General features: G+C 63.8%; 15 protein-coding genes. 12 read left to right on the forward strand and 3 right to left on the reverse strand.

The annotated features are described in order from the left end of the window. Window positions 1-65 precede the first annotated feature (65 nt). The 7 genes from MOV80_RS13345 to MOV80_RS13375 all read left to right on the forward strand — a co-directional run bounded on the left by MOV80_RS13345 (window position 66) and on the right by MOV80_RS13375 (window position 7797). A complete protein-coding gene (locus MOV80_RS13345; protein ID WP_043589641.1) occupies window positions 66-1682 on the forward strand; it encodes a peptide ABC transporter substrate-binding protein in 1617 nt (538 codons plus the stop codon). 234 nt (window positions 1683-1916) lie between these two features. After that, window positions 1917-2837, forward strand: coding sequence for an oligopeptide ABC transporter permease OppB (gene oppB, locus MOV80_RS13350; RefSeq protein WP_043589643.1), 921 nt, complete (start codon window positions 1917-1919; stop codon window positions 2835-2837). 25 nt (window positions 2838-2862) lie between these two features. Further along, window positions 2863-3777: an ABC transporter permease subunit gene (locus tag MOV80_RS13355; protein ID WP_081575942.1), complete on the forward strand. Its 915-nt coding sequence runs from the start codon at window positions 2863-2865 to the stop codon at window positions 3775-3777. 18 nt (window positions 3778-3795) lie between these two features. Next, entirely contained in the window at window positions 3796-4797 is a 1002-nt protein-coding gene (locus tag MOV80_RS13360) for an oligopeptide/dipeptide ABC transporter ATP-binding protein (RefSeq protein ID WP_019101722.1), read from the forward strand. After that, window positions 4790-5782 (forward strand): murein tripeptide/oligopeptide ABC transporter ATP binding protein OppF, encoded by a 993-nt coding sequence (oppF, locus tag MOV80_RS13365; protein ID WP_081554480.1) that lies wholly within the window; start codon window positions 4790-4792, stop codon window positions 5780-5782. Before MOV80_RS13360 ends, oppF begins: the two co-directional genes overlap by 8 nt. A gap of 250 nt (window positions 5783-6032) precedes the next feature. Further along, window positions 6033-6878: a CDP-diacylglycerol diphosphatase gene (locus tag MOV80_RS13370; RefSeq protein ID WP_249605209.1), complete on the forward strand. Its 846-nt coding sequence runs from the start codon at window positions 6033-6035 to the stop codon at window positions 6876-6878. A 175-nt stretch (window positions 6879-7053) separates the two neighbouring features. Then, window positions 7054-7797, forward strand: coding sequence for a M48 family metallopeptidase (locus MOV80_RS13375; RefSeq protein WP_019101725.1), 744 nt, complete (start codon window positions 7054-7056; stop codon window positions 7795-7797). A gap of 64 nt (window positions 7798-7861) precedes the next feature. On the opposite strand, the gene tcdA is transcribed toward MOV80_RS13375, so the two are convergent. Next, window positions 7862-8665, reverse strand: a complete 804-nt coding sequence (gene tcdA, locus MOV80_RS13380; RefSeq protein WP_161524378.1) for a tRNA cyclic N6-threonylcarbamoyladenosine(37) synthase TcdA — start codon at window positions 8663-8665, stop codon at window positions 7862-7864. Window positions 8666-8895: 230 nt separating this feature from the next. Between tcdA and MOV80_RS13385 the strand changes: the two genes are divergently transcribed. Continuing rightward, a complete protein-coding gene (locus MOV80_RS13385; protein ID WP_019101727.1) occupies window positions 8896-9120 on the forward strand; it encodes a hypothetical protein in 225 nt (74 codons plus the stop codon). A gap of 138 nt (window positions 9121-9258) precedes the next feature. On the opposite strand, the gene MOV80_RS13390 is transcribed toward MOV80_RS13385, so the two are convergent. Next, entirely contained in the window at window positions 9259-9597 is a 339-nt protein-coding gene (locus MOV80_RS13390; RefSeq protein WP_019101728.1) for a darcynin family protein, read from the reverse strand. Between the two features lie 150 nt (window positions 9598-9747). On the opposite strand from MOV80_RS13390, the gene MOV80_RS13395 reads away from it, so the two are divergent. Genes MOV80_RS13395 through MOV80_RS13405 form a run of 3 tightly spaced genes read left to right on the forward strand, consistent with a single transcriptional unit; the run spans window position 9748 to window position 12165 of the window. Further along, window positions 9748-10362: a TetR/AcrR family transcriptional regulator gene (locus MOV80_RS13395; RefSeq protein ID WP_249605210.1), complete on the forward strand. Its 615-nt coding sequence runs from the start codon at window positions 9748-9750 to the stop codon at window positions 10360-10362. Between the two features lie 14 nt (window positions 10363-10376). Next, window positions 10377-11405 carry a low-specificity L-threonine aldolase gene (gene ltaE / locus MOV80_RS13400; protein WP_043589648.1) on the forward strand — a complete coding sequence of 343 codons (1029 nt, stop codon included), beginning with the start codon at window positions 10377-10379 and terminating at the stop codon, window positions 11403-11405. A 55-nt stretch (window positions 11406-11460) separates the two neighbouring features. Next, window positions 11461-12165 (forward strand): transporter substrate-binding domain-containing protein, encoded by a 705-nt coding sequence (locus MOV80_RS13405; protein ID WP_019101731.1) that lies wholly within the window; start codon window positions 11461-11463, stop codon window positions 12163-12165. Here the strand turns inward: MOV80_RS13405 and MOV80_RS13410 are convergent. Further along, on the reverse strand, window positions 12162-12743 hold the full coding sequence (locus tag MOV80_RS13410) for a TetR family transcriptional regulator (protein ID WP_019101732.1): 582 nt from the start codon (window positions 12741-12743) through the stop codon (window positions 12162-12164). The two genes, MOV80_RS13405 and MOV80_RS13410, sit on opposite strands and share 4 nt — an antisense overlap. A 106-nt stretch (window positions 12744-12849) precedes the next feature. Between MOV80_RS13410 and MOV80_RS13415 the strand changes: the two genes are divergently transcribed. Next, window positions 12850-13914, forward strand: coding sequence for a saccharopine dehydrogenase NADP-binding domain-containing protein (locus tag MOV80_RS13415; RefSeq protein ID WP_107732061.1), 1065 nt, complete (start codon window positions 12850-12852; stop codon window positions 13912-13914). The last annotated feature ends 79 nt before the right edge of the window (window positions 13915-13993 follow it).

Here is a 13993-nt window from a genome sequence, read left to right on the forward strand (position 1 = left end):
CGAGTGAAGATTCTGATCGTCCCGCGATATCGACGGGATCGACAATACTTAGGAGAGTAGGCGAGATGGCTGATAAGAAATCGCTACAGACAATCGCGGCCGCCGTGGCGTTGGCCTTGACTTCCGGCGCGGCCCTGGCCGCCATCGTGCCGCCGGGCACCAAACTGGCCGCCAAGCAGGAACTGGTGCGCTCCAACGGCTCCGAACCGGAATCGCTGGACCCGATGGTGGTGGAGGGCGTGCCCGCCAACATCATTACTCATGACCTGTTCGAAGGCCTGACCGCCACCGACAACGAAGGCAAGCTCCAGCCCGGCGTGGCCGAATCCTGGAAACAGACCGCGCCCACTACCTGGGTGTTCAAGCTGCGCAAGAACGCCAAATGGTCCGACGGCAGCGGCGTCACCGCCGACGATTTCGTCTACGGCATCCGCCGGCTGGTGGATCCCAAGCTGGCCGCTCCCTACGCCGGCACCTTCGGCATCTTCTTCCAAAACGGCGAGGCCATCGTGGCCGGCAAGAAGCCGGTGACCGCCATCGGCGTCAAGGCCCTGGACAAATACACCGTGCAAGTGGATACCGCCTTCCCGGTGTCCTACCTGCCGGAACTGATGTCCAACGCCCAACTGGGCCCCGCGCCCAAGGCGGTGATCGACAAGTTCGGCAAAGACTGGGTCAAGCCGGGCAAGATGGTCAGCAACGGCCCCTTCGTGCTGAAAGACTGGCAAGTCAACAGCAAGGTGGTGATCGAGAAAAACCCGCAGTACTGGAACGCCAAGAACGTGCAACTGACCCGCGTCAGCTTCCTGCCGATCGAAGACCAGAACGCGGATCAGAAGCTGTATCAGTCCGGCCAGACCGACATGACCTATGAGATCCCGCCGGGCAGCTTCGACAAGCTCAAGAGCTCCATGCCCAAGGACCTGAAAACTTCCACTATCCTGGGCCTGCGCTATTACAGCCTGAACAACAAGGATCCGCTGCTGAAGGACGTGCGCGTGCGCAAGGCGCTGTCCATGGTGGTGGACCGCGATCTGATGGCCAAGAAAATCACCGGCGACGGCCAACTGCCGTCCTACAGCGTGATGGTCAAGGGCGTGCACGGCGGCCTGCCCACCAGCTACGACTGGGCGCAATGGCCGATGGCCAAGCGCGTGGACGAGGCCAAGAAGCTGCTGGCCCAGGCCGGCGTCAAGCCGGGCACCACGCTCAAGCTGTCTTACAACACCAGCGACTACCACAAGAAGATGGCCATCTTCGTGGCCTCCGAGTGGAAGAGCAAGCTGGGCTTCAACACCTCCATGGAAAACATGGAGTTCAAAGTCTTCCTGAAGAAACGCCACGACGGCGACTACCAGGTGGCGCGCAACGGCTGGCTGGCCGACTATAACGACGCCACCACCTTCCTGGCGCTGGTTCAGTGCGGCAATACCCAGAACGACAACTTCAACTGCAACAAGAAAGCGGAAGAGTTGATCAAGCAGGGCAATGAAAGCACCGATCAGGCCAAGCGCACCCAATTGCTGACACAGGCCACCAAGCTGGTGATGGACGACTACCCGATGATCCCGGTGTTGCAGTACACGCTGCCGCGCCTGGTGAAACCGTATGTGGGCGGCTACTCGCTGAAGAACCCGGTGGATCGCTACCGCAGCAAGGAACTCTACATCATCCAGCATTGATCGCCGGCCCCGCGCCGACGCCTGAACGCCTCCAGTCCCGCGCGGGACCGGAGGCGCGCGGGCGGACGCGCGTCTGGCTCTGATCTGAAAACGGGGGCAACCCCGATGTGTTGAGCGGGCGGCCGTGGCAAACGGCGCCCGCCCGTGACTGTCGGTGTCAATCGCCGTTGGTCCGTCCGCAGCCCGCGCATCGCGCCGGCTCGCGTCGGGCGCGGCGAGTCGGAGTAATTTGCAATGTGGTCCTACACTTTACGACGCGTACTGTTGACGATCCCCACCGTGTTGGCCGTCATCACCGTCTGTTATCTGCTGCTGCACATGACCCCTGGCGGCCCCTTTGACGGGGAGCGCAAAGTTTCCGAGGCGGTATTGGCCAATTTGCAGGCCAAATACCATCTCGACCTGCCCCTGTGGCAGCAATATCTGTACTACCTGAAGAGCCTGCTGCAAGGCGATCTGGGCGCCTCCTTCCGTTATTCGGACTGGAGCGTCAACGACCTGGTGGCCAAGGCGTTGCCGGTGTCGGCGGCCATTGGCGGCAGCGCCATCCTGATCTCGCTGGTGATAGGCGTGGCGCTAGGCATCGTCGCCGCCTTGCGTCAGAACAGCGTGGTGGATTATCTGGTGATGCTGATCAGCAATATGGGCAGCGCCTTCCCGTCCTTCATCATCGGGCCGGTGCTAGTGCTGATCTTCGCCGTTACGCTGCAATGGCTGCCGTCCGGCGGCTGGAACGATTTCGATCCGCGCTACATGATTCTGCCGGTGGCGCTGCTGACCTTCATCAACGTGGCCACCATAGGCCGGGTGATGCGCGGAAGCCTGATTGAGGTGCTGGGCAGCAACTTCATCCGCACCGCGCGCGCCAAGGGCCTGCCGATGCGCACCATCATCGTCCGCCACGCCTTGAAGCCGGCTTTGATGCCGGTGGTGACGCTGCTGGGGCCGCTGACCATCTCCTCCATCACCTCCGCCGTGGTCACCGAGTCCATCTTTTCGCTGCCCGGCCTGGGCAAGCTCATCGTCAACGGCGCGGCCAACCGCGACTACACGCTGGTGCTGGGCCTGGTGGTGCTGGTGACTGTGATTGCCGTGCTGCTCAATCTGCTGGTCGACCTGGCTTATGCCTTCCTCGACCCCAAGATTCGCTACTGACGCGCGTGACCGCGAAGGATTTCCCATGTTGAGAAGCAAACAGAAGCAAGCGGCGATCGCGCTGGAGACCCGTCTGGACGATGCCGCCGTAGAAGGCCGCAGCCCGTGGCGCGATGCGCGCATCCGCTTTTTCCGCAATCGCGCGGCCGTGGTCAGTCTGATCATCCTGTCGCTGATCGTGCTGGCCTGCATCTTTGGACCGATGTTCCTGCCCCATACCTATGACGACACCGACTGGGACGCCATCAGCCTGGCGCCCACCTGGCAGGGCATGCACTGGTTCGGCACCGACGATCTGGGCCGCGACCTGCTGGTGCGCACCCTGATAGGCGGCCGCATCTCGCTGATGGTGGGCGCGTTGGCCACCGTCGCCGCGGTGATCATAGGCGTGTTGTGGGGCGCCAGCGCCGGCTTCCTCGGCGGCAAGATAGACAACCTGATGATGCGCATCGTGGACATGATGTACGCGGTGCCCTATCTGCTGATCGCCATCCTGATGGTGACCCTGCTGGGCCGCGAGTTTTATCTTGTGGTGCTGACCATCACCATCCTGGGCTGGATGGACATGGCGCGCGTGGTGCGCGGCCAGACGCTGTCGATCAAGTCCAAGGAGTACGTGGAGGCCGCGCGCGCCATCGGCGTGTCCACCGCCACCATCATCGCCCGCCACATCGTGCCCAATTTGCTGGGCATTGTGGTGATCTACACTACGGTAACGGTGCCGGGGGTGATTCTGACCGAATCGGTGCTGTCCTTCCTGGGCCTGGGCGTGCAAGAGCCGATGACCAGCTGGGGCGTCTTGATCGGCGACGGCACCAAGACCATGGAAACCCAGCCCTGGCAGCTGTTGTTCCCCGCCGGCATGTTGTCGCTGACGCTGTACTGCGCCAACTATATCGGAGACGGCCTGCGCGACGCGCTGGACCCGAAAGATCGATGAGCCCGAGGTAGAACCACTATGAGCATTTTGAAAGTCAGCAATCTCGGGGTCCAGTTCCAGACCAACGACGGCATGGTCAACGCCGTCAACGGCGTCAGCTTCGAACTGGACAAAGGCCAGACCCTGGGCATCGTCGGCGAGTCCGGCTCCGGCAAGAGCCAGACTGTGTTGTCCATCATGGGGCTGTTGGCCCGCAACGGTTCCACTAGCGGCGAAGTGCTGTTTCACGGTAAAGACCTGCTGACCATGGGCGCGCCGGAACTGAACGCCATCCGCGGCGACCGCGTGTCCATGATCTTCCAGGACCCAATGACCTCGCTCAACCCCTACCTGACGGTGGAGCGGCAGATGACCGAGGTGTTGGAACTGCACAAGGGCATGAGCCGGCGCGCGGCCAAGAAGCGCGCGATCGAGCTGTTGGAAGCGGTGCGCATTCCGGAGGCGGCGCGCCGCGTGGATATGTATCCGCATGAATTTTCCGGCGGCATGCGCCAGCGGGTGATGATAGCGATGGCGCTGCTGTGCGAGCCGGAAGTGTTGATCGCCGACGAACCCACCACCGCGCTGGACGTGACGGTGCAGGCGCAAATCCTGACTCTGCTGAAGGATCTGCAGCGCGACTTCGGCACCTCCATCATCATGATCACCCACGATTTGGGCGTGGTGGCGGGCCTGTGCGAAAAAGTGATGGTGATGTACGGCGGCCGGGTGATGGAATACGGCGACGCCGACAGTATCTTCTACCACCCCAGCCATCCTTACACCATCGGCCTGCTGGGCGCGCTGCCGCGGCTGGACCACGACGGCAGCGAGCTGGTCAGCATTCCCGGCAACCCGCCCAATATGGCGCACATGCCCAAGGGCTGCCCGTTCTCCGAACGTTGCCAGCACAGCACCGAGCGTTGCGCCGACGAACTGCCGCTGCTGCAGGCCAGCAGCCACAATCCGCAGGTGATCCGCGCCTGTCACAAGCCGGCCGTCGAGCTGGCGCAAGCAGCCCAGGAGGTGGCCCATGTCTGAACAAGCCAAACAGGCCATTCTCTCGGTGCGCGACGTCAAAGTGCACTTCCAGGTCAAGGGCAACGACAGCTGGCCGTGGAGCCCCAAGAAAACCCTGAAGGCGGTGGACGGCGTCAGCTTCGACCTCTACGCCGGGGAAACCCTGGGCGTGGTGGGCGAATCCGGCTGCGGCAAATCCACGCTCAGCCGCGCCATCCTGAACCTGATTCCCGCCACCGACGGCGAAATCGTCTGGATGGGCAAGGATTTGCGCAAGGGCAGCGACAAGGATTGGCTGGCGGTGCGCAAGGACATCCAGATGATCTTTCAGGATCCGCTGGCTTCGCTCAATCCGCGGATGACCGTGGCCCACATCATCGGCGAGCCGCTGCGCGTGCACAAGCCGGAGTTGGGGCCGGAGGAAGTGATGCGCCGGGTCAAGGCGATGATGGCCAAGGTGGGCCTGCGCGAGCAGATGATCAACCGCTATCCGCACGAGTTCTCCGGCGGCCAGTGTCAGCGCATCGGCATTGCCCGCGCGCTGATCCTGGAGCCCAAGCTCATCATCTGCGACGAGCCGGTATCGGCGCTGGACGTGTCCATCCAGGCGCAGATCATCAATCTGCTCAAGGAGTTGCAGCGCGAAATGGGTTTGGCGCTGATTTTCATCGCCCATGATCTGGCCGTGGTCAAACACATCTCCGACCGCATCCTGGTGATGTATCTGGGCCGCGAAATGGAGCTGGCGGAAAAGTCCGCGCTGTACGACGCGCCGTCGCACCCGTACACCCGCGCCTTGCTGTCGGCGATTCCCATCCCGGACCCGAAGCTGGAAAAGACCAAGGTGATTCAGATCCTGCAAGGCGATTTGCCCAGCCCGATCAACCCGCCGTCCGGCTGCGTGTTCCGCACCCGTTGCCCGCAGGCGGAGGCGCGCTGCGCTCAGCAGGCCACGCCGCTGCGCCGCGTCAGCGAGCAGAGCCAGTCCTCTTGCCTGTTGGCCTGAGCCGGACTTTCCCCTGCGACAAACCGCCCCTAGGGGCGGTTTTTTCGTCTCAGAACCTGTTTACGATCTGCTGCGCGTCGTGAGACGTGGCACGGCGAGCACCGCTTCGAAATGCTCATGTACCACTCGACCATTCCGCTGTCTCAGCTGTCTTAGCCTTGTCTCGCTCTTGCTCGCGAGATAGTAAACACGTTCTCAAGGCCCCGAGCTTCGCTATAGTGGCGAGGTGGCATCAAGTAAAAATCCAAACATGAAAACCACGTGCAAAATCGCCACCGGCCTGCTGGCCGCGTTGGCCTTGGGGTACTCGGCGCTGCTGTGGGCCGATTCCGACGCCTTGTGGAACATCGTCAACCGGCAGTGCGTGCCCAATCAGCAAGCCGCCGGTCAGCCGGCGCCCTGCGCCGAAGTGGACCTGAGCGGCGGTTACGCGGTGCTGAAAGACCGCAACGGCTGGCTGCAATACCTGCTGATTCCCACCGTCCGCCTCAGCGGCATCGAAAGCCCGGAATTGCTGAACGAGAGAGCGCCGGACTACTGGGGGGCGGCCTGGCGCGCGCGCAGCTTTCTGGAACAGCGCTATGGCCGGGCTATCCCGCGCGAACTGCTGTCGTTGACGATCAACTCCCAATACGGGCGCACCCAGAACCAATTGCACATCCACATCTCCTGCACCGACGCCACCGTGCGCCAGCAGTTGGACGATCTGAAGGACAGCCTGAACGAAGAGTGGCGGGAACTGCCGGTGGAGTTGCAAGGCCACGCCTACTGGGCGCGCACGTTGGCCGCCAAGGCTGACGGCGGCCCGGAAGTGGATCCGTTCAAGGCGCTGGCGGCCGGCCTGCCGGAAGCCGGCCTGGACATGGGGCGCTACGGCCTGGCGCTGGTGGCGACGCGCTTAGCCGACGGCCGCGACGGCTTCATTCTGCTGAGCAGCCGCGCCAGCCTGATCGGCGCCAACCGCGCCTCGGTCGAGGAGTTGCAGGACCACGCCTGCTCGGCGCTGCGCGCCGGCGAGCGGGGCGAGCCTGCTAATGGTTCGTATGCGTTGCGTCTCCGCGACAACCATTCGTATCCCGCTTCTCCACCAGGCTAGCTCGGTTCCGGAAAAACCTTTGCGCTGGCAAGGGCTTGCCGGTTAAGCGCCTTGGAGACCGTGAATCGGGAATGGCGGGTAGTTATGCCAATCGCTTTTCAAGCGGGGACAAAGCGGATAGCATCCGTCTGCTTTGTTTGTAAATTGAATTTGTAAACTAAATGAGACTGACAACATGAAAACATTCGCTCTGACAGTTCTGGCTGCTGCTTGCTTCTCCGCACCGGCGCACGCTTTCGATCTAGGCTCCATGATCAGCGCTGGTTCCGACCTGGTGAAATCCGCCACGCTCAGCGACGCCGACGTCAAAGCCATGGCGGCCGAATCCAGCGTGGTAATGGATAAGAAAAACAAAGTGGCTCCGGCCTCCAACGCCTACTCCAAGCGCCTGGCCAAGATGGTCAAAGGCCTGGACAGCGAAGACGGCACCAAGCTGAACTTCAAGGTTTATCTGACCAAGGAAGTCAACGCATTCGCCATGGCCGACGGCACCGTGCGCGTGTACAGCGGCCTGATGGACAAGATGAACGACGATGAAGTGCGCTTCGTCATCGGCCATGAAATCGGCCACGTGAAACTGGGCCACACCAAGAAAGCCATGCAACTGGCCTACGCTACCTCCGCTGCGCGCAAAGGCGCGGCCGGCAGCGGCAACGCCGTGGCCGCCAACCTGTCCGAATCCGAGCTCGGCGGCTTCGCCGAAGCCGTGGTGAACGCGCAGTTCTCCCAGTCTCAGGAAAGTGACGCCGACGCTTACTCGGTGGGCTTCCTCAAGCGTCACAACTACAATGTTCAAGGCGGCCCGGCCGCGCTGCGCAAGCTGGCTGACCTGTATGGCAACGACAGCAGCCTGTTGTCCAGCCACCCGGCGCCGGGCGACCGCGCGGTGAAGTTGGAAAAGCAGATCCAGAGCATGTAAGAGGCATTCGCCCGAAAGCAAACAGCACCGCCAAGGCGGTGCTTTTTTGTTGCCGGGACCGAGGCTAGTGGCGTTTGGCCTTGGGCGGCTTGGCCAGCTGCTTCAGCGCCTGCGCCACCGCCACCAGGCCGAAGCTGGCGGTGACCGTCATCGCCGCGCCGAAGCCGGCGCAGGACAGGCCCTGCGGGCCGCGCGCCGCTGTCGCGTCGCAAGCTTGTTGTTCCGGTGTGTCCGGATAAACCAGCTGTTCGGTGGAGAACACGCAGGGAACGTGCAGCTTCTTGCCGGGTTCGCGGCTGAACTGATGGTGACGGCGCAGGTTGTAGCGCAGCTTGGACAGCAGCGGGTCGTAAGTGACCTCGCCCAGGTCCGCGACCCGGATCAGCGTGGGATCGGTCTGGCCGCCCGCGCCGCCGGACACGATGAAAGGCTGGCGACGGCGCACGCACCAGGCGGCCATCGCGGTCTTGATGCGCAGGCTGTCGATGCAGTCGATGATGAAGTCGTAACCCTGGCCCAGCAGTTGCTCCAGATTATCCTCGGTGACGAAGTCCTCGATCTCTATTACCTGGCAGGCGGGGTTGATCGCGCGCGCGCGATCGGCCAGCGCGGTGACCTTGGCCATGCCGTAGTTGGGGTCCAGCGCGGGCAACTGGCGGTTGGTGTTGGACTCGGCGATATTGTCCAGATCTATCAGAGTCAGCTTGCCGATGGCGCTGCGCGCCAGCGCTTCCACCGCCCAGGAGCCGACGCCGCCGACGCCGACCACGCAAACGTGGGCGGCCTGGAAGCGGGCCAGCGCCTCCTGCCCGTAAAGACGGGCGATGCCGCCGAAGCGGCGTTCCAGATCTGCGTTGTGGGTGTCCATGCTTGCAATCGTCAACAATCAAATCGGCGAAGGATACTGCAAGCCCCGGCAACTGGCCAGTGCGTCGGCCATGGACGCGGGGCTTGCCAACGGTCAAAAAAACCACAGTTAAGTGGCTGATTGCTGGGAACCTTTCGTCGGCGGGGCTATCCTTCATTTCAGGTCGGCCATGAAGCGCTTCCTGCTCTTCCTCTGGCCGGCCGGCCTTTGTCACAGCAAGGGAGATTCCCATGAAGCAGCAAAGATTCGATATTGATCTGGACAAGCATTACAACGCCACCGTTGTGGTCGCCTGCGAGGAATGCGGCCATGAAATCCGTCATCATCTCAAGTCCCTGCACCCCGACAGCGTGTTGCGCTGCCATTGCGGCGCTCATGTGAGCATGAGTCCGCTGACCGTTCAACAGGCCGAGCGCCGCGTAAGCGAGATCAAGCAATCGTATCGAATCCATTAAGCCACTGCTGACAATCTGAGAGTGTTTCCACCGGCCGTTCCGGGCCGGATTCGCCGGGCATAACCCGGCCTCCCGCAGCAGCGACACGGCGACCGCAAGGTCGCCGTTTGTATTGCCCGGCCTGGCGGAGCGGGTGGTTCAGCCCGCGGACAGCTGCGCGTCGTAGTCGCGGAAGCCGTCTTCCACCGCCGGCAGAATGTCGACGAACTCGAAATAAGGCTCGGTGACGAGTTTGCTGTCGCGCAGCGCGTCGATCAGGTAATAGAAGTCCTTGATCGATTCCGTTTCAAAGAGCGCGATGTCGCTGCAGCGGGTGGTGAAGGCTTCGGCGTCGAACCAGCGCATGCGCACCGCCGGATAGCGCGCGTAGATCGGACGCAGGGTTTCCGCTTCGAATTGCCGGCGTTCGGGCCGGCTCAAGCGCAGCCAGTTGGGATGGACGCGCAGCAGCGCGAAGAAGGCGTAGCTTTGGCTCATGGTTCCGCTTTCAGGGTGGGTTGGAGTCGCTTTCAATGTATCCGCCCTTGTCAGCCGGCAAAACTCGTGTTCTGCTAAGCCTTTGTCGCCGTCTTCTCGCCGCAGGCCCCGTTGCCGCGGCGCAGGCCTCCCGCCCTTACGGACCGCCGCATGCCCATGATTCCGCAAGCCCGAAAACAACCCGGCCAAGCCCGCTCCCGCCACGTGGTGGCGGCGATTCTGGAGGCGGCTGCTCGCATTCTGGAGCGCGACGGCTATGCCGGGCTGACCACTAATAAGGCGGCGGAACTGGTCGGTGTGAGCATCGGCTCTTTGTATCAGTACTTTCCCAATAAACAGGCGCTGGTGGCGGCGCTGCATAGCCGCCACGGCGAAGAGACCCTGGCCACGGCGCGGGAGGCTTTGCGCCTGAGCGACGGCCTGCCGTGGCAGGCGCAACTGGAGTGTTTGGTGTCCGCTTGCTTGCGTCTGCATCTGGCCGCGCCCGGGCTGCACCGGGTGCTGGAGCGCGAGTGGCCGCAGTTCGACGCGCCGCCGGAGGACAATCCCTTGGACGCGGCGCTGCAGGACTGCGTGGCCGAATGGCTGGCCGGCGGCGGCCTGCCCGCCGAGCGCGCGCCGCGCCTGCTGCGGATGGCGGACAGCCTGATTCACGGTTTGGCGCTGGAGGACGCGCCGGACGAGGCGGAATTGACGCGCTGCGTCGCGGCGGCCTTGGCCGCCTACCTGACCTTGCCGCGGCAAGGGCCCGAAATTTCCACTTAGCGAAGGAGCTAATCATGCAATGGATTGATGTGCGCAGCGATACCGTGACCCAACCGACGCCGGCGATGCGCGAGGCGATGTTCAACGCCGAGGTGGGCGACGACGTCTACGGCGACGATCCCACGGTGCAAGCGCTGGAACAACTGGCCGCGGAGAAGCTGGGCAAGGAGGCTGCGCTGTTCGTGCCCACCGGCAACTTCGGCAACCAACTGGCCATCTTCACCCACTGTCAGCGCGGCGACGAGGTGATTCTGGAAGAGAGCTGCCACATCGTCTGGCACGAAACCGGCGGCGCGGCGGTGATAGGCGGCGTGCAGCTGCGCACCATCGCCGGCGTGGACGGCGTGATGTCGCCCGAGGCGATTGAACAGCGCATCCGCGTTGGCGAGGATATCCACTGGCCGCGGACCGGCTTGATCTGTCTGGAAAACGCGCACTGCAACGGCCGCGTGATTCCCTTGGAGGCGATGGCCGCCAGCGCTGAGGTGGCGCGTCGCCACCAGGTGCCGGTGCATCTGGACGGCGCGCGTATTTTCAACGCCGCGGCCCATTTGGGCTGCGATGCGCGAGACATCGCCCAATACGCCGACACGGTAATGTTCTGCCTGTCCAAGGGCTTGGCCGCGCCGGTGGGCTCCATCCTGGCCGGCCGCGCGGATTTCATCGCCCGCGCGCGCCGCAACCGCAAGCTGTTGGGCGGCGGCATGCGCCAGGCCGGGGTCATCGCCGCGCCCGGCATCGTGGCGCTGAACGAGATGGTGGACCGGCTCAAGGACGACCACGCCAACGCCCGCTACCTGGCCGAGCGGCTGGCCGTGCTGCCCTGCGTCGAGGTGAAGCTGGAAGACGTGCACATCAATATGGTCTGGTTCCGCTTTACCGCCGACATCGACGTGGCCGAGTTGATGGCCGCGTTGCGCCAGGCCGGCGTTAAGGCCAATCCGCCCGAAGGCGGGCTGATGCGCATCGTCACCCACTGGCAGGTGCGGCGCGAGGACCTGGACCGGCTGGTGGAGGCGTTGCAACGGGTGTTGTCCGACTGAACGGAAGCCCGGCGGCTATAAATTAAGCAGTTGCGGCGTGGAAAAAGGAGGCGGGATGAAACAATGGCTCAGCGCCTGCTGCGCCGCGCTGGCTTGCGGCGGCACTTTGGCGGGCTCTCTGGACGAGGTGAGGCTGTTCAGCAGCGGCGATCCTCCCTATGTGGAAGTGGGGCCGGATGGCCGGATCAGCGGCGGACTGGCGGTGGCGCCTGTTTTGGCCATTCTGGACCATCTCGGCCTGCCGCCGTCGCGCATCGAGACGGTGCCGTGGGCGCGCGCCTACGAGGAAGCCAAGACCCGGCCGGGCGCGGCGATCTTTCCCATCGCCAAGACCCGGGAGCGGCTCAAGCACCTGAACTTCGCCGTCAAGCTGTTGGATTCCGACGTGTATTTCTATCAGTTGGCGTCGCGCCGCGATATCCAGGCGCCGACGCTGACGGCGGCCAAGCGTTACTCGGTGTGCGTGGTGCTGGGGGATTACCGGCAAGAGTATCTGAAGACGGAAGGCTTTCCGAGATTGGATCCGACTTCCGATTCCAGCATCAACGTCAAGAAGCTGGTGTCCGGCCGTTGCGACCTGCTGCCCGCCACCGAGATCGGCATGCGCAGCAAGCTCAAGTCTCTGGGGCTGGACGCGGCGCTGGTGCGGCGCGGCATGAAGCTGGCGCAACTGGACAGCGCGCTCTACGCCGCCTTCAATCGCGGCACCGCGCCGGAGGTTATCGCCCGATTCAAGGCCGCCGCGCGGAGCGTGGATTAGGCCTTGGCGGCCGGCAGCGGCAAGGCCGTCAAGGCCAGCACGGCCTCTACGGCATGGCGCTGGGCTTGCGGCGCCAGCGTTTGTTCCCGGCCGTTGCCGCGCAGGATGGATAGGCCTTCGATCAAGGCGACGATGAGCACCGCGCGCTCCCTGACGACGCTGTCGGGCGCGTCCGCCGGAGCCTCGCGGCGCAGCAGCATGCAAACCCGGTCGGTATAGCCGGCGTAGAAAGTCTTGAGCGCCGCGTCGGCGGCCTCGTTGCGGCTGGACAGCGCCCACAGCTCCCAGAGCAAGGCGCAGCCGCCCTGCTGAAGCTGTGTCGCCAGCACAAAGTCCAGCGCGCCGACCAGGCTGGCGGGCGCGTCCAGCATCAGCTCATCCCAGTCTTCCAGATAGCGAACCATGACGCCTTCCATCACCGCGTCGATGTTCTTGAAGTAGTACTGGACATGGCTGATGCCCACCTCGGCTTCCGCCGCGATGGCGCGCATGCGGAAGCCCTGTCCGCCGTCGCGGGTCAATACCCGCATCGCCGCGCGCAAAATCGCCTCGCGTCTTTCTTCTCCTTTGGCCGACATCTTTTCTCCTCCGTGATCGCCTGGAATTGCTGGCCGCTATTTTAATTGTTCAAACGACCAAGTTCATGTTTAAATATTGGTCAATTGACCAAAACTGAGGTGAGGCATGACTTCTCCAAGCGTTGTTCTTGTTGGTGGCAGTGGCGTGGTGGGGGCGCAAGTGGCGTCTTTGCTGGCGCGGCGCAGGCCGGATCTCAATCTCGTCATCGCCGGCCGTCGTCTAGACGCGGCCCAGACGGTGGCGGCGCGGCATGGCGCCGAGGCGATGGCGATGGATGTGGACGCGCCCGTCTTGCCGGCGCATCTGAAAGGCGCGCTCATCGTCGGTTTGGTCAACGATGCGCATGACCGGCTGCTGCGCCTGGCGCTGACTCAAGGCCACGCCTACCTGGACGTCACGCGCTGGACGGAGAGACTGAAGCAGGCGTTGCTGACCGTGGCCGCCCATGGACGGCCCAGCGCGCCGGTGGTCCTGTCTTCGGCCTGGATGGCCGGCGTGGCCAGCCTGGCGGCGCGCGACGCGGCGAGAGCCATCGCCGAGGTCGAGCGCGTCGGCATCGACATCCTGTTCGCGATGGCCGATCAGGCGGGGCCCAACTCCACTGCCTACATGGATCGGCTGTCCGAGCCTTTCCACACTATGGAGCGAGGGGAGTGGGTTCAGCGCAGCGGTTTTCTAGATGGCCACGCCGCCGACTTCGGCGCCGGCGGCCGCCACCGGGTTTACCGTTTCGATACTCCGGATCAAGCGAATTTGCCCGCCATCATCGGGGCCGCGCAGGTGGACGCGCGCATAGGTTTCGACGACGGCAAAGCCACCGCCTTGCTGCATTTGCTGGTGCGCAGCGGCGTATGGCGGCTGCTGTCGCGACCGATGTTCAACAGCGCGCGGCGGGCGCTGCTCTACAATCCGGGGCCGGGCGCGGCTCACCGCATCCGCATTGCCGTTGCGGGCAAGGACGCCGCCGGCCGGCCGTGCGAAAAAACCGTGCAGTTGGCGGATCCCTTGGGGCAGTCGCACTTGACCGCCTTGGGCGCCGTCTTGCAGATTGAGCATTTATTGGGGGCGGACGCGCCGCCCGCCGGCGTCTATCTGGGAGAGGCGCTGCTGGACCCGGAACAGGCCTGTCGCCAGCTACGGGGGGAGGGGGTGGAGATCACCGCGGTCTGAACTTCGGGAGCAGCGGGTGTGGCGCATTTGGCGTTGGCGGCGCGGGGTGCTAACCTCGCGGCCATTGATCCGCAACCGT

This window comes from Chromobacterium sp. IRSSSOUMB001, assembly GCF_023507765.1.
GTDB classification, from domain to species: Bacteria; Pseudomonadota; Gammaproteobacteria; order Burkholderiales; family Chromobacteriaceae; genus Chromobacterium; species Chromobacterium haemolyticum.